The 15,861-nt window shown below is 59.4% G+C and carries 10 protein-coding genes and 4 pseudogenes; 8 read left to right on the top strand and 6 right to left on the bottom strand.

The window, feature by feature from the left end; translation table 11 throughout:
* Positions 1–36: 36 nt before the first annotated feature.
* Positions 37–876, bottom strand: coding sequence for a S1/P1 nuclease (locus tag NKH78_RS24120; RefSeq protein WP_352784353.1), 840 nt, complete (start codon positions 874–876; stop codon positions 37–39).
* A 240-nt stretch (positions 877–1,116) separates the two neighbouring features.
* Here NKH78_RS24120 and NKH78_RS24125 point away from each other — a divergent pair, with 240 nt between their 5' ends.
* From NKH78_RS24125 to NKH78_RS24135, 3 genes are all read left to right on the top strand, one after another.
* On the top strand, positions 1,117–2,175 hold the full coding sequence (locus NKH78_RS24125) for a hypothetical protein (RefSeq protein ID WP_352884460.1): 1,059 nt from the start codon (positions 1,117–1,119) through the stop codon (positions 2,173–2,175).
* 943 nt (positions 2,176–3,118) lie between these two features.
* Positions 3,119–3,583 carry a hypothetical protein gene (locus tag NKH78_RS24130; RefSeq protein ID WP_352784359.1) on the top strand — a complete coding sequence of 155 codons (465 nt, stop codon included), beginning with the start codon at positions 3,119–3,121 and terminating at the stop codon, positions 3,581–3,583.
* Positions 3,584–4,689: 1,106 nt separating this feature from the next.
* Complete coding sequence (locus tag NKH78_RS24135) at positions 4,690–4,893, top strand: hypothetical protein (RefSeq protein WP_352784365.1); 204 nt, start codon at positions 4,690–4,692, stop codon at positions 4,891–4,893.
* Positions 4,894–5,012: 119 nt separating this feature from the next.
* Here NKH78_RS24135 and NKH78_RS24140 read toward each other — a convergent pair whose 3' ends face one another.
* The 3 genes and pseudogenes from NKH78_RS24140 to NKH78_RS24150 form a co-directional block, all read right to left on the bottom strand.
* Positions 5,013–6,428 (bottom strand): hypothetical protein, encoded by a 1,416-nt coding sequence (locus NKH78_RS24140; protein ID WP_352884461.1) that lies wholly within the window; start codon positions 6,426–6,428, stop codon positions 5,013–5,015.
* Between the two features lie 1,224 nt (positions 6,429–7,652).
* Entirely contained in the window at positions 7,653–7,973 is a 321-nt protein-coding gene (locus tag NKH78_RS24145; RefSeq protein WP_352784380.1) for a hypothetical protein, read from the bottom strand.
* Positions 7,974–8,155: 182 nt separating this feature from the next.
* A pseudogene (locus NKH78_RS24150) lies at positions 8,156–8,884 on the bottom strand (IS6 family transposase).
* A gap of 268 nt (positions 8,885–9,152) precedes the next feature.
* Here NKH78_RS24150 and NKH78_RS24155 point away from each other — a divergent pair.
* Positions 9,153–9,530: a flagellar export protein FliJ gene (locus tag NKH78_RS24155; RefSeq protein ID WP_352451800.1), complete on the top strand. Its 378-nt coding sequence runs from the start codon at positions 9,153–9,155 to the stop codon at positions 9,528–9,530.
* A 201-nt stretch (positions 9,531–9,731) separates the two neighbouring features.
* Here NKH78_RS24155 and NKH78_RS24160 read toward each other — a convergent pair whose 3' ends face one another.
* Both NKH78_RS24160 and NKH78_RS24165 read right to left on the bottom strand, forming a co-directional pair.
* Positions 9,732–11,651, bottom strand: coding sequence for a potassium transporter Kup (locus NKH78_RS24160; protein WP_352884462.1), 1,920 nt, complete (start codon positions 11,649–11,651; stop codon positions 9,732–9,734).
* Positions 11,652–11,735: 84 nt separating this feature from the next.
* A pseudogene (locus NKH78_RS24165) lies at positions 11,736–11,910 on the bottom strand (IS6 family transposase); the annotation flags it as partial.
* A 470-nt stretch (positions 11,911–12,380) separates the two neighbouring features.
* Here NKH78_RS24165 and tyrS point away from each other — a divergent pair.
* From tyrS to NKH78_RS24185, 4 genes and pseudogenes are all read left to right on the top strand, one after another.
* On the top strand, positions 12,381–13,640 hold the full coding sequence (tyrS, locus tag NKH78_RS24170) for a tyrosine--tRNA ligase (protein ID WP_352884463.1): 1,260 nt from the start codon (positions 12,381–12,383) through the stop codon (positions 13,638–13,640).
* 322 nt (positions 13,641–13,962) lie between these two features.
* Complete coding sequence (locus NKH78_RS24175) at positions 13,963–14,241, top strand: hypothetical protein (protein ID WP_352451797.1); 279 nt, start codon at positions 13,963–13,965, stop codon at positions 14,239–14,241.
* 1,063 nt (positions 14,242–15,304) lie between these two features.
* Positions 15,305–15,544: pseudogene (locus tag NKH78_RS32680) on the top strand (hypothetical protein); the annotation flags it as partial.
* Positions 15,460–15,837 (top strand): annotated as a pseudogene (locus NKH78_RS24185) (hypothetical protein); the annotation flags it as partial. The pseudogenes NKH78_RS32680 and NKH78_RS24185, both read left to right, overlap by 85 nt.
* Positions 15,838–15,861 lie beyond the last annotated feature (24 nt).

Consider the following 15,861-nt stretch of genomic DNA (forward strand, 5'->3'; position numbering starts at 1 on the left):
CCGGCCACCTCACAAACGCTTCGTAACGGCGTCTACTCAATCACTAGGTAGGCAGCTGCTGGTCGAGAAAGCCCTGTTGAGAAGTTCCGCCAATCGAAGGCCCGCGGTTCCCAGCTGGTGGTCAATCAGAGGAAGGTTCTCGTTCCGATAAGCATCATCCAGCACTATGTTGTTCGGCACGCTGGCGATCAGTGTGACTGCGATGCGGTGGCTCTCGTTCGCCCAGTCGGTGGTCGTACCGACAGAAATGGCAGTGGCGTCAGCCGTCCTGAGCCAACCGGTTTCGAGGCGCTCGACATAGCTATCCCATGACCAGCCGGTCTTGTCGATCAGAGCAGCGTCCCAAGTTGAGTGCAGGTTTGTGTTGAACGGTAGGTCTCCGTTCACCCGCTCCAGGGTGGTTATCGTGACATCGATGCCGTTTCCGCCGCGTTCGTCCTTGATCGTGTGCAACGGTTGATGGAGGCCTCCAATGAGGTGAACCAGGAACTTCAGCGCCCGCTGCCGCTGTTCCGTTGGTGCGGTGGCACAGCTGACGAGCGCGAGTTCCCGGTCGATCGCTGCGATGATGCAATCACCAAGCGCCGGGTCGGGTGTGCAGTCGCGAGTCGCGTCGTAGGCTGCGGCGGCGGATGGTATTTCGACGAAATGCCAACGGGTCGTTCTCCGGTCTCGAGCGCGTTCATCATCTGCCCAACTACCGATGGATGCGAGTGACGTACCCGGCCCCAGGATGGATTCGACACCAACGGCGGCCGCGTCGTTCAAACGATGCTGCGCGATCTCCGCAACAATCGAATGACCAGAGGTCCCCCAAGCAAACGCAGTATGAGTTGCCGCAAGTACACCCAATGCTGTCAGCACAAGTGTCCGCATTATGCACGTCCCCTCAAGATCTACATTAAGACATCCTTTTTGTGACAGATGCAAGACAACGGCCTGAGGCCGACGGACGAGGTGAAAAAACTTGAGCTTGGTTGCGGAAGTTGCGATCCAGCCATGACGCAACAGCAAGCCACACCGATGCCGATGGATGGAGGGTTTCAGCGCGAGCTACGCCTTCGCGGGCTGCTGAACTCGGTAGCGGTTTAGAGGCTTACAAACGCAGGAGACACAATGGGGAAGATGAAAGAGCTGCAGATCGAGACCCACAACCTCGATCGAGATTGGCAAGATCTATTGCTACGCATTCTCGCGCAGGAGGACGTCGGCCTGGCGGCCGCAACGCGGCCGGATGAAGAGCCAGCAGACCAGGAAGAATGGGAACTCTACCGTTCGCTTCCAGACTTGACGTTTACGCCGAAAGAGACAGTCAGAAAGTTGGCCGTCGAGTTCAAGATGTTCCGCTGGCAGAAAGATTGGCAGCGGCATGTAAGAGACGCGATTTCTCACATCCATGGGATCGTTAGAACAGAGGGCTTCGATGGCGGGATTGTCATCGTATCCCTCGACATTTCGGACCAGGCCCTCGCGGAGCTCAAGTCGACCGCCGCACCTGAAGTTCAGATTTGGGGACTGGGCACTCTGAGGTCGTTGGCAGAGAAAGATGACGCACTCGCGGACGCCCTCGAAGAGCTCGTCTCAGAAACTGTCCTCGACGGTGATTCTGGCATTCGCGGCAACGTGGACACGCAATCGCCGACAGGCTGGAAGCTCGCTTCGCGCCTCCGTCAAATCCCAGCCGGCAAGGAAGGTTGGAGCGACTTCGAGAAATATTGCGAGCAGGCTATTCGGTTTCTATTTGCGGCGGAACTCTCCAATCTGAGTTCTCAACAGCGCACCGACGATAAGCTGAACCGAATGGATTTGATTGGCCGGATCAAATCAGATCGCGGTTCATTCTGGTCTATGATCGCCGCCGACTTCTCGTCTCGCTACATTGTCTTCGACGCGAAAAACTATCATGAGCCGATTGGTCAAGCTGAGATCCAAATCACCGAAAAATATCTCTTCTCCAAAGGGCTCAGGACGGTCGCTATCCTGGTCGCGCGATCAGGCGCCGATGAGAGCGCCCGGAAATCTGCCGAGACGATCTTGCGTGAGAATGGGAAGTTCATACTGGTCATCAACCTAGACGATCTGTGCCACATGCTTACGGGAGCGGATGCGGGGGACCCGCCCGAGAACCGGCTTTTTGAACGAATGGACGAGATGCTCATGAAGATGGGTCGATAGACAACCGTCAGCTCGGCGCACGCTCTTAGCGACGCAAGTAGTCACCGCGACTCCGACGCATCAGAGGAACGACCGTCAAGATCTATCTTCACGGCCAGCTTGTCCGGCAGCCGCCCCTAGGGTTGGGTCAGGATTGAACCTTCTCAGCAACTCGCATATTGTTGGTTGAGCGCCGCCATCATCGGCGTGGCCGCTGCCATGGCGAAGGACCGTCGTCCAACGGGTATTCTTTCTCGCGACCGAACCCTGATTCCGGCCGCAAGAGGTGAGCAGCGCATCTCGACAAGGCCGAGATGAAGGACTTCGCGTGTATTCCACACTTGATGGCGCTAAGAAATGCGCAAAGGAGTTGAAGCGGCTGTTTGAGGACAGCGGCTTCGTTTTTCCGTTGAACAAATGCCAGGCAGCAGTTGCCCGCGGCGGGGGCTTCCGAGACTGGCACGATCTTGAGGCAGCTCTCAGCAACTCCGTTCGACCAATCGAGCTAGGTGCCTTTCGCAAGCGGCTGCTCGTAGCGTTGCCCGAGCCCTGCCGTCCACCCGTGCTCGCGTGGCTCGACAAAGATCCGGCGGAAGCAGCACCCGATCGCGAAACACCCCGCGTTGGTATCGCGACGTCTTTCCGTATCTGTTGGCGACCGCCGCGTTGCACCGCAGTCGCAGCCCTCTGCTACGGCCTGGTTCAGGAGCCGGCCAGCGACTGCGAGAAGCACTCGTCCTCGGCCTCCTTCTCAACGTCCATGGAGGAACGCGAGCCGTCCCCTGGCTTGAGCCCGACACACTTGCCTTTGTGTTCCGTGGCGACCTGGCGTCTCTGTTTCAAGACGATGCTCGGCACCCACGGTTCGACGCCGAGCTTGCGACATTGATCGCTGCCGGCATTCTGGACGTCCAGGAGGGGCGGGTCAGGGTGCTTTCTCCCAATGCGGAGGCGGTGGCGGCGCGTGTTGCTGACAACCGGACCGGAAAGGCCGAGTATTGGGCAGGGGCAGGCGGCGCCGAGGGTACGTGCTCTGCACGACGCGCTTGCTGCTATCGGCGTCCGCAACGCGCGGCGGGTCGCGGACGCCATCTCCCGTTTCGGTTCGGACGCGTACATCACACCCTCCGGGCCGGTGCTGGAGTTACTTTCTTCGCTCGCTGAGGAGGGCGAGGTCCAGACGTTCGCCAAGGCATACGGGCTGTTCACCACCCTTCGGCCGCTCAATGCCCACTATGTGCGCGAGTCGGTACCGGCAAAGATCTCGTCGCGCTATCTTGCGAGTCATCGACGTCTCGATGCATCCAAGATACTCGCATGGGCATCCGTCCATCCGGATTGGCCAGATCAGCTCAAGGCGACGCTATCGAAACCGGCCCTATTCGCTCTCACAGTCAACGCGATGGCAAATGCGATCGCGGTCGCATGATCATCAAACCGCCGCCGCGCATACGGCGGCGGCGGTTCCTCCTAGTTAGATATCCGTTCGGTTCTTGTGCTTTCGTCCTCCCTGCTTGCCGTCCGCGGGCCGATCCAGCCGGAGGGAGAGGTGGTCCATCTTGTTGCCCATCACCTCACCGACCTGTTCGGGGGCATTGCACATGCCTCTAAACCTAGGACGGGAACTCTCCTATTCCGAGAGGGAAGCCCCGGGTATCAGCCGCTTCGCTCCCAGCATATTCCATTTGGGTCGCATGGCGCGGATGAGGGCGGCTTCAAGCCCGGCGGCAGTGCTCACCGGCAGACCGTTCCACTCGAGCGCCTCGGGTGTCGCGACAAAAACCTGCACCGACTTTCCCTCGGCTAGGCACTCGAGGATCAGCGCCTTCCACGCGCGAGCTCGTCCTGTGGCCTTTGTGGCCCCGCCGGTAGTGGCCCATCCGCGCGTGCAAACCTGTCTAGGTCAGCCCGATATATTTAACCACTCCGTCAACGGCGAAGGCGTAGATTCCAGGCTCGTTGGGCGCCCTCTCGCTAAGATGGGAGGCCTCGTCCGAAAGGCGGGTCCACTCGCCGACTGGCCAGAACCCGGCCTTGATCAATACTGCAGGCGAGGCGTCCAAGCGCGGGCTGGCAGCCGCATGATCCGCCGCCTTGGGTTTCCCGGCGCTACGAGGTCGTTGCCCCTGTGCGCCTCTGGCTTCCTCATCGACGAGCACTTTGCGAACATGCTGGTATCGGAGCTCGAGCATACGGGCGATCTCCGCCCGCTCGTAGCCGGCTAGCCGCGAGCGCCCGAATTCGCGCGGATTTGGTTGTAAGGCCAGTAATCACATCCTCGACCGGAGGTCGTGCGGTTCGCAGGTCAGACATCGATCGACCAGACCTCAATACCATCTTTCTCAAATTGCGGCCGCCGCGAGTTTCCGGGGAACAGCGGAGACATGAAGAACACGTACCGGTTGCGTTCGGGCCGCCCCGCGAGCTTCGCGAGGTCCGCCGCAAGTTTGCCGTTGTTGCGGGGGGTTGCCGCAGCGAAGGTCTCCGCGCCAACCTCACCAGCTCCACGCTCATGATGTCGAGCTCGAGCGACGCATGGGCGCCAGGCGCGAGGCGGAAGCCGCCGATATTCGGATGCAGCTGCAGCAACTGCCTGGCAGCGCCAATCGCGACTGCAAACGTCCAGGTCTGATTGATCTGCTCGATGAAGTTGAGCGCACGATCCTCGATCGAATGAAAGGCGACAGGCTCGAACTTGATCTGCCGCAGCATGTCGAGCGGATCGCCGGTTTATGCTGACATCCAGTCCCGCGCTCGTGCGGCCGACGCACGCACGAGCGACATCAGTTCGTCGGCCTCCTCACGGCAGCTGACGGTCAGCGCAGGCGCCATGGCGATCCGGCGAACCTCTTCCAATGTCATCTCCCCATCGTGCGCCCGCACCAGAACCGATAGGTGCTCATGCGTCGATCGTCGACGACATGTCCGTGAATCCCGCGAGCCTGCACGACCGCGAGGGTGTCACGCATCCGCGCCACGCGGTTCTGGCGATCGACCGTTGTGGCCAGGGCCATCTGAAGGCCGTCAAATGCCAGGATTTCCTCGTGGAAATTGTGAGCGGAGCCGTGGTGGGGCAGCGTCAATATACCAACATTGGACGCGTATGGCTGATAGAAATTCATCCAGGGGTCGCGCCGTAGCTTCTGCTTCAGCGCGGAATCTCCCGTTCCGAGCCAGCCCACAGGTTCAATGAAGCCGATGTCCCAATGGGGAAAGTCCTCATAGGGCCATCCGTATCGATGCCAGCGATGATCGTCATCGGCTGGTCGGGTGCTTTGACAATACGGTCCGGAGTAGAGCGACATCGACAGGGCGTTGTGGCCGTGCCCGAAGTGCTCACCGTAGAGATCAAGCAGCACCTTCGTCTTCTCGGGCGAGCAAAGAAATTCGATCAATTTCGCGGCGAGCTTTTCCTCGTTGCCGCCTCTGATCCTAAGGGCCTTTGTGACCGCTCGCTGAAAGCGGGAACGAACGGCCTTGTCGACCGGATGCACATAGGGGAGCAGGATCCAGTCGCCGATCTGCCACTGTGCAGTTTCATAATAGCGCCACTCCAGTCGCATGAAGGAGCCGGCGCCGGCAAGAACGGCGCCGTCGGCGGCTTCTGACCTCGCTTCGCTGGCGGCCGTCAAACCTTCCGGGACAGGTCCTCTTGGCTTACGCAGGTGGTGGGCAAGCCGCGTGCCGGGCTTTTTCTTTTCCGGCAATGCCATCGCATCCCGGCGATCGTCACCCCCGCCGTCGTCGATCGGACCATCGGGCTCCATCGGCCCGCCCGGCCGCGGAGCATCACCATCATCCGCCTCGAGAAAGATGACGTATCTCGCGCCGCGGTCCAGCCACCAGCCCGCCGGATTGCCGAAGTACTCGCGAGCGGATGTCGAAATGGCGCCGGACTCCGTGTCAGCGAGAATGAAGATCAGTCGCTCGATGACGTCGAGATACGGCACGACGACGGTCTCTGCTGGTGCAATGGCCTGCAAGTGTTCGATGCCGTTGGAGTGATCAGAGTGGAGGTGGGATACGAAGAGAATGTCCGTGCGTTCCTCGCAACTCAGCCGGTGCGCGTTTAATGCGCTCTTGAACGCGTTGCCGTGCTCGGACCCGCAGTCATAAACGTACCGGAAGCTCTTAATCTCCGTATAGCCTTCCAGCTCCGCACCAGTTCTTGGTGGCTCGAAGACCTGAATGTGTCCCGTGTGGAAACCACCATGTCCAACGGCATGTTGTACGCGACTGACGCACGCCCTGAGCACGATTGCCCGCCCCCCCAATTTTCTTTCCTGAAGCTTATAGCAGCATTGCTTGCCAAATCTTTGCTAGTCGTGGAATCGCGTGACGGTGCTCCAGTCTGCACCAGTTCTTTCCGATCGAACGGGGCGGTGGCGCATGAAGACGCTGCCTTAAACATTGTCTGGCGCTCACGGCACGAACTGACCTCAAGGGGGTCTAAACATGCCAGCACGCTCTCATGTTCACGTTCTGTGCTCGAAAAGTCGCATAAAGAGGCAGTCTGGAGTTGAAAGTTCAGGACCCAAAGGGGCCTCATTTCATTCCATTGAACCCGCCTTGGCCGGATAACCCTTTGCGACGTAGCTAAGAAGGCGGCTTCATAGCCGAGCGCCATGGCGAAGATGCGCTAGTCTAAGTCTAGACGCATCTGTGAATTTTTGCATGCGCATCGCTGCCGACAACGCCTGGCATGATTGTCCTGCTCGAAAACGGCTGCGGCGATCGCGGCAACGCGATCGATGCGATCATTTAGACAGAGGCCTCCGCCTGGCATCGAGCAACATGCACGGAGGTACGCAAAGCGCAAATTGCATCAAGTATTTGATGGGACGAGCCCCCCGCGCAAAGAGCTTGCGCTGCGTCCATCGTGCCGCCGAACTGGGGGCGTGACGATCGACCACGATGGCCTATTTTTTTGCAAAGTCGAATGTCCCGATTCCGAAGGCAGGGAAAAACTCCGACCACAGCGAAGAATAGTAACAACACGGGCGACGCAAGCCGCCTTGCCCTCTAGCAGGGGAGGTGGTTGCGGTGCTCTCACTGACACGAGATCGCAAATGGCACGTGGGTGAGCAACAGAACTGGCGACGCCCATGGTGATCGGCTTGACTCGCTGGAGGAAGCACAAGGTCTCGGCGGGCGCAGGCGCAAGCGACGGGTCGAGGCTGGCCACCGCGGTATCTGATCGAAGCGTAGTCGGACAAGCAAGCGGCGTAGTGCCCTACCTCGATGTTCCTAGAAGCGCGCCGGCAGCCTGGGCGGGGGGCTTGGGGTTAGACTGCCGGCGCACGCCACTCATGAAGAGCGGCCTCTTTTCGCGGTTCGGACACCCATAGTCAACCCGGCAACGTCTGGATGCCCGCTGTGCTCTTTGCAGAGCGGCGATGCCGGCATATCGGCCGATCCTGTCTAGGATGGTGGGCCACTCTCGTCGGCCGAGTTGATGCTCCAGCCAGTATCGCCTGCCGACCAGCATGAGTTCGCCGTTAGCAATCCATCGTCGCGAGCCGAGACCGAGGTAAAAAGCGCGTGTTATCGACTATGTAGCTGACGCTCCCGCTGACGCCCTCGAGTGCAGACGCTATGGCCCGTTCGCACATCTTGTGAATAGTACTGCCCCATGCACCTGAAACCGCCTCCTGGGACCAGGCTTGCTCAAGCCCTTCCTTCAACACGATTGATCCGACGCCAAGGGAAGCGGTTTCGAGGTGCCGCAGCGCGTCCATGATGATGGCCGCCGCGGGGGCCTCGCGGACTTCGAGAACCTTTTCACCGGTTGAGATGTGTTCGAGCCCGGTTATTGAAATACTGGCTCTTGCGGATTCTGATCGACTTCAGTGCTCGTCGCGATCGATGCCGCAGGCCATTTTTCTGCAGCAAATGACCTTTCCGAAAGTTTGCGACAGAACCCGCCGACGCCGCTCTCATCGAAGCGGATGAGGCTCAGCGGCCTCCCACCGTTGCCGGCCGAGGGCTGCTGCTGCAGAATTCATGCGGGCGTTCCAGTCACGGCCTTCCATTCGGCGATGGCTTGCAGGCGATGAACATGTATGGCGAGAGCAGAACGTTTGGGGCGGGGCGGGACGAAGAGGTTGCGGAGGGCTGACAAGGTCGAGACGAAGCGTTGCAGGCCTCCCGGCGATCGGACCCCCTGCATCATCCGCTCCCGTTTCGCGGCGGCACATGGGAATTCTCCGCTCTGTTGTTCAACCCCTTGTGCGACCGGTGCCTCGACGTCCGGCATCACCTGTCGCTTTGCCGCTCCATACGAGCGCAGCTAGTCGGTGATCATGCGCTTCGGCGCGAGCCCCTGCTTCTTCAACAGCCGCGTCAGCAAGCGCTTGGCGGCCTTGGTGTTGCGGCGGTTTTGCACGATTTCGTCCAGCACATATCCATCCTGGTCGACGGCGCGCCACAACCAAAGCTTTTTGCCGGCGATGGTGACGACCACTTCGTTCAGGTACCATACATCATTCCGGCACGGCGGCTTGGGGCGCAAGCAGCGAGCGTAGTCCGGCCCGAACTTGATGCCCCACCGGCGAATTGTCTCATACGAAACCACGATGCCGCGTTCCAGCAGCATTTCCTCAACCAGGCGCAGGCTCAGCGGAAACCGGAAATAAAGCCAGACCGCGTGGGCGATAATAGGCGGCGGAAATCGGGGGGCGTGTAGCTGACGGCGGGCGTATTCATGCCCCCCGGCGTCTATGTCGCAAATCTTGGCGATTGGTTTGTGTGACAAGCCCGCCGCAGGTCTCAACGCGTTCATATGCAGACAATGTGAAATCGCCCTATTCCGCCTTTTTTTACCGCTCCTTAAGTCCCTCGCTCGCATGCTTGTCGATGCCATTGAACTCATGGCCATCGGCCAAGGATTTGGAAAATACCTCTCGCAGCAGAAACCGTGAGAGTCGCTGTAGGCCTAACGTTAAGGGGCTGGGAGAGAGCGGTTTGATTGGACGAAATGTGTACCGGAGTACCGAGTCATGAAGCCACGAGGTAATCTGGTCCGACTGAAGCAATTTCAGGTGAATGAGAAGCGGCGACAGTTGCAGCAGCTAGACATGATGATTGCCGATTTCGAACGCATGGCGCGAGAACTGGACTTCCAGATAAACGCCGAGGAAACGAAGGCCGGCATCTCCGATATCAATCATTTCGCTTATCCGACGTTCGCCAAGGCCGCCCGCCTACGTCGTGACAACCTCAAGAATTCGCAATCGGACCTTCTGCGGCAGAGAACCACAGCCGAGCCATGCCTCGCCGAGGCTGAAGCAGAGCTCTCCAAGGCGCAAATGCTAGAATCGCGCAGCGGCAGAGGCCACGACCTCGAACCCGGCAACCGAAGCGCCATGATCGGCTGAGCCGGACGGCTTCAGCGCGCCTCAATTCGCGACACCCGACTGGCCGTTGGCGCGTGTGTCGCCGCAGCGTGACAGCCGTCCCGGCCAGCTATCGCTGCATCAAGCCGCTGAAACTTTACAGTGCCGGGCGCGCTGCTACCTCAATTTCTTTACCGCTCAATCAATGTGACAGCACCGATTCTTTCTCAACCGCGGCATGCCCTAAATCGTCACCTGCGTCCCGATCTCGACGACGCGTCCGGTCGGGATCTGGAAATATTCCGTCGCATCTGCCGCCGTGCGCGCCAGCCCGATGAACAGCTTGTCCTGCCAGGCCGGCATGCCGGAATTGGGCGAGGCTTTGAGCGAGCGCCGCGACAGGAAGAACGACGTCGTCATGATGTCGAACTTCCAGCCCTGCTTGCGGCAGATGGCCAGCGCGCGCGGGATGTTGGGCTGCTCCATATAGCCGAAGGTCAGCGTCACGCGCATGAACAGCTCGTTGACGGTCTCCATCTTGACGCGCTCGCTGTCGGGCACGACAGGCTGCGGCGCCGTCACCACCGAAAGGATGACGTTCTGTTCGTGCAGCACCTTGTAGTGCTTGAGGCTGTGCATCAGCGCGGTCGGCGCGCTCAGCGGATCGCTGGTCAGGAACACCGCGGTGCCCGACACCAGATGCGGCTTCTTCTTCAGCAGATTGCCGGCAAGGAAATCCAGCGGAATCTCGTTCCGGCGCGTCTTGTCGAACAAATAGCGGGTGCCGCGGATCCAGGTCCACATCGCCAGCACGATGGTGAAGGCCACCGCCAGCGAAGCCCAGCCACCTTCGAACACTTTGACGATGTTCGAGGCAAAGAAGCCGATGTCGATGAACGCGAATACCACTGTCAGGGAGATGGCCAGCCAGAGCTGCCATTTCCAGATGCGGCTCATGATCACGTAGAGCAGCACCGTCGTCACCAGCATGTTGCCGGTCACCGAAATGCCGTAGGCTGAGGCAAGCTTGCTGGATTCGCCAAAGCCGACCACCAGCAGCATCACCACCAGCGCCAGCAGCATGTTGACGCGCGGCATGTAGATCTGGCCGGACTGTCTTTCCGACGTATGCAGGATTTCCAGGCGCGGCAGCATGTTGAGCTGCACCGCTTGCCTGGTCAGCGAGAAAGCGCCGGAGATCACCGCCTGGCTGGCGATGACGGTCGCAGCGGTGGCGAGAACGACCATCGGAATAAGCGTCCAGCCTTCGTTCATCTCGAAGAAGGGATGACCGACCACGCCGTTTTTCGCCAGCACGAATGCGCCCTGCCCGGCATAGTTCAGCAGCAGGCAAGGGAACACGATTGCCAGCCAGGCGAGCACGATGGGCTTGCGGCCGAAATGGCCGAGGTCGGCGTAGAGCGCTTCGGCGCCGGTGACGGCGAGGAAGATGGCGCCGATCGTCACGAAGGCGACGTCGGGTGAATTGATCAGGAAGGCGACGATATAATGCGGGCTGACTGCCAGCAGGATTTCCGGATCGGCGATGATGTGGTTGAGACCGGAAAGGCCGATGGCCAGGAACCAGACTGCCGTGATCGGGCCGAAGATCAGGGCGACGCCGCCGGTTCCAAACCGCTGTGCCGAAAACAGAATCGCCAGGATGACCAGCGTCAGCGGCACCACATAAGGCTGGAAGGTCGGCGTGACGACGTTCATGCCTTCGACCGCCGACAGCACCGAGATCGCCGGCGTGATGACTGCGTCACCAAAAAAAAGCGAGGCACCGACGATGCCGATGCCGAGGATCACCGCCGAGCGGGTCGGGAAACTGTTGCGCGCCAGCGCCATCAGCGACAGCACACCGCCCTCGCCGCGATTGTCGGCCCTGAGCACGAACATGATATATTTGATGGTGACGATGATGGTCAGCGACCAGATGATCAGCGACAACACGCCGAGGATCTCGCCACGGTTGGCGACTTCGCCCCCCGACGATGCCACCAATGCCTCGCGGAAAGCATAGATCGGGCTGGTGCCGATATCGCCGTAAACCACGCCGAGTGCGCCCAGCATCAGCACCTTGGTGCTGTGCTGCTCGACCTCAGAATGGCTCGATTGTTCGACGGGTTCTGCCTCGTTACCAGCATTGGTAAGGGCCATGGACGACACTCCGATAAGCGCGCGGTGCTCTACGCTTGCTGCACTGCAATATCAAGTGCCGTCACGTAATGGCTCCGTATGCGGACCGCATTTGTTGCCCCACCGGCGGATTGTCTCATACGAAACCACGATCCCCCTCCAGCGCCATTTCCTCGACCAAACACAGGCTCAAGGGGAACCTGAAGGAGAGCCAGACCGCATGGGCGATGATCTGCGGCAGGAAACGATGGCGCGTGACGCTCAACCTGCCCGACCTCAGCTGGAGTTTGCGACGGAACCGGGAAATATGCCGGACCAAGCTGACTGGTGACACACGAACGCATTATTGTCTTCCGGTCTGGCGGCAACAGTATCGGCAGGACGGCAAAGCTGACCGGCTGCTGCAGCGAAGCGCAGGTGAAGCGCGTCTGGGCTCGACATCAGAAGGAAAGCGGGAAGCAGGAAATGCTGTCGCAAAAGTTGAGCTCTGCGACGGTGCAAAAGTCAGTTGCAAATCGTCGCGACAGAGGCTCGGCAGCTCCCCGAAGTAGCCATTTCAGATTGCTTGCAGGTGCGGATAAAGTCCTTTATGCATCGGCACATGATCAAGTCCGCGCTCATCGCTGCAATCTATTATGCGACGCTTCCATAAGGAGCGGCGCGTTTCGATCATGCCTTGAAACAAGCCGCCGTCAGGCGGCTTTGTTCATGAGAGGACCCCCTGGCGGCAATACCAGGAGGATTCCCTATATGGCACTTCCCGATTTACCAACCGATCATTCCGAACCATGTTCGGCGGCTTTGAAGACGCTCATTGAGCGCGGCTATGTAAATCAAGGGACCGACCTGCCGGGTGTCGATGCCGCCTTTGAAGCAGGCATCGTACCCGCTTACGCTGGTTTCGATGCGACGGCTGACAGTCTTCATGTCGGCCATCTTCTTCTGATCATGGCGCTTCGTCATCTTCAGCAGACTGGCCATAAACCCATCGTTCTCATTGGGGGTGGGACCACCCGCATCGGCGATCCCAGCTTCCGTTCGGAGGCGCGGCCCATGCTGACGGACGAGCGGATCGCCGCCAACATTGAAGGGATCAGAAAGGTCTTTGACCGTCTCCTTGTCTTCGGAGACGGTCCGACGGATGCCGTGATGGTGAACAATGCCGACTGGCTGGACAGCATTCGTTGGATCGACATGCTGAGAGACGTCGGCAGGCATTTCTCCGTCAATCGGATGCTCTCTTTCGACAGTGTGAAGTCGCGGCTGGAAAAGCAGGAGAATCTGAGCTTCTTAGAATTCAACTACATGATCCTCCAAGCGTTCGACTTCCTTGAGCTATCCCGCCGGACCGGTTGCCGTTTGCAGATGGGTGGAGCCGACCAGTGGGGGAACATCATCAATGGCATCGACTTGATACGGCGGACGGATGGAAAGGAAGTCTTCGGAGTGACTACGCCGCTTCTGACGACTTCTTCAGGTGTCAAGATGGGTAAGACGGCTGCCGGAGCTGTGTGGCTCAACGAAGATCGCCTTTCGCCATACGATTACTGGCAATTCTGGCGTAACACGGAAGACGCTGATGTCGTTCGGTTCCTGAAGCTTTTCACCGATCTGCCGATGGACGAGATCGAGCGATTTGGACAGGCTGAAGGAACCGAGCTAAACGCCGTCAAAGAACGTCTGGCCAACGAAGCTACGGCCCTGGCACATGGAACTAACGCCGCCAAACAGGCGGAGGCCACGGCTAGCCAAGCATTTGGGCAGGGCGAAGCCGCAGAGGGGCTACCGACGCTTCATCTAAATGACGCCGAGGGCTTGGCCGGAGTAGCCCTTGTGGATTTGCTGGTACGCGCCGGATTGACCTCCTCCAAAGGGGAAGCGCGAAGGGCGATCTCGGGACGAGGTGTGCGGATCAACGGCAACGTCGTCGAGATTGATACAATGATATCGTCCCAAGACCTCCCGATCCGGCTTTCGCTCGGCCGGAAGCGCCACACTGTTGTAAAGTAGGGTTTCAGCAAATGCTGTCGCAGAAATTCTGCCCGCTTAGCGGATATTGCAGACATTCGCGTCGAGTTCCCTGAGGAATGTCGAGAGACATTCCCCAGGGGGTAGTTAAGGCCGGGCAAAGGCAGCAAACTGGCCGGGTGGGTGATTGGCTACTATATTACGTGATGCATTAACATGTAGGAGGTCGAGCAGCATTGTCACGCTTCCATGCGGCAATGGGCGGGCCGTTTCCTTTGATGTGATCGGCATTGACGGCGACCGCACACAAGGTGTCCACCTATTTTGGTGACGCCTCATGCATCAGAGCACTCAACAGTAAAAGGTGCGGGGAAATTCGCGCTTACTAATTAACTGCCAAGCGACACACGTTTCGCGCGCGGATCTGCAGATCATCTTGCGGCGCGCGGCATTGATGCTCAGAAACGTCGCCGGCGTGCCGCTGGAACCGGCCACCGAGGACGCTCTCAACGCCATTGCTGCCGAAATGGAAATCGGCCGGGCGGACCTCATTCAGATCGTGCTGCGGGAATGGTTGGAAACGAACGCCTATCTGCCCGTGCGCGAAATCGATGAGGAGAATGAAACGGACGGGAGCGCGTAAATGCAAACTTCCGCGATCACGCTATGCACGGCGAAGCTGCGACTCATCTATCGCTAAGGCGCGGCGGACCTGATGGCCTGTCGTATTCGTCGATGGCCATGGTTCGAGCGATAGGAACGCGGAACGCCTCCGTGGCGCCCCGAATGTCGTCATCATATACGGCTTGTACGCGTCCCCAACTGCCGCAGCTTTCATCGGCTGCGCACTTCGCCATCCGGACTTGAGACAGTGCCGGCTCTGCTTCGGTGCAACGTCCGCGATGGCGGCTCGATTCCTGGGCCAAGACTCCATTTTCGGGCGGCAATTCCAGCACCGACCTTGACCGAGTCATGCCGCATATGTGTTGGATGTCGCATCGTCGTAGCCCCGCTAAGCCGACCAGGCCTCCCGACCGCCGGATCGATAATGATGATCGCCTCTGGAGAATTGTTCTTGCTGTCGAGCGCGATGGTCTCCACCGTCTTGCCGTGCTCTATTTCCGCTCAGTCATGAGCAACGCCAGCCAGCCTGTCGACACTTTCGACGAGGTCCCGTGCCTTATCTGCATCGTGTGAAGGCTTTGTGGGTTCGCTCGGGCCGCGCCATCCCCAGCCTATCTTCCTTCACGGCCAACAGCGAAGCATCCAATGCTAATTCGTGAAGCGTCGAGAAAACAAAATTTGACTGGCAATCAAGTTTCTGTGGCGCGACCTTTCGTGGATGCGACAGCCAAACAGCCTGACTTCCCCACTGGGAATGCTTGCTGCCTCGACCTCTCTCCGGCCGGCCGAACGCCCTTTGCGGTGCCGGCCGACACGTTCCGTGCCGGTGCCGGAGCCGAGGAGAGCCCGAGGCCTTCACCATCATCAATCCGCTATATGGGCCATGCGCTCAACAACGCGCTGCAGGACACAGGACGTGCCGTCCCACAGGGATTATTGAATCCCGTTAGGATTTAAACGCCATATCCAATCGCAGCCATCCGCTGAACGCAGCTATCGCCGTCGACGCGAACATCGAACAGAACCGACCCTGCGGTTTTTTCCGCAGCGTCAGCCACACGATCGCAGAACGGTCGATTGAGGTAACAGGCACAGCAATAATCGTGTTGGGGAACAACGGAGAACTTAGATGCGCGTCGGTAAACGGGGACACCGCCCTTTTGGTGGCGAAATTGGCTGCGTGGAATGCGTCTCCGCTGAGTTCCGAAGTCGGAGCCCGCACCTCGGCATCGCCGACGGCGTCGAAGATTTCCAGGAAATCATTATCCGGCATTCCAAATATGCCGCCTCGCGTTTTGCCCTGGAAGCCGAGACAGCGCTGATCCAGTTCGCGGAGTCTTCGCCCATGCCGTTCGTCAATGGCATCAAGGCTTCGCGGGAGCGTGTCGTCGCTCGGGACGACGAAGATCGCCAGAGCTTCCTGCGCAAGCGCGGCTTCTCCAAGGCGGAGACGACGAAGATCATCGATGCCGTGCTTTCGGAGGAAGGGCACCCGCCCGCCTCGATTTTCGACTTCGTGCAGGGCATTACACGGGTGGCGCGCGACAAGCCGCATCAGGATGTTCGCCTGGAGATGGAGGGCAAGGCCAAGAAGCTTCTCGATCTGGCAGCATGATACTGCAATGCTGCGCGCGGCGGG

It is taken from the genome of Mesorhizobium sp. M0910 (genome assembly GCF_040319465.1).
Taxonomy (GTDB): domain Bacteria; phylum Pseudomonadota; class Alphaproteobacteria; order Rhizobiales; family Rhizobiaceae; genus Mesorhizobium.

Coding starts and splice junctions, on each gene's coding strand:
- NKH78_RS24120 (WP_352784353.1), bottom strand. CDS start 876: ATGCGGACACTTGTGCTGACAGCATTGGGTGTACTTGCGGCAACTCAT.
- NKH78_RS24125 (WP_352884460.1), top strand. CDS start 1,117: ATGGGGAAGATGAAAGAGCTGCAGATCGAGACCCACAACCTCGATCGA.
- NKH78_RS24135 (WP_352784365.1), top strand. CDS start 4,690: ATGGGCGCCAGGCGCGAGGCGGAAGCCGCCGATATTCGGATGCAGCTG.
- NKH78_RS24155 (WP_352451800.1), top strand. CDS start 9,153: ATGAAGCCACGAGGTAATCTGGTCCGACTGAAGCAATTTCAGGTGAAT.
- NKH78_RS24160 (WP_352884462.1), bottom strand. CDS start 11,651: ATGGCCCTTACCAATGCTGGTAACGAGGCAGAACCCGTCGAACAATCG.
- tyrS (WP_352884463.1), top strand. CDS start 12,381: ATGGCACTTCCCGATTTACCAACCGATCATTCCGAACCATGTTCGGCG.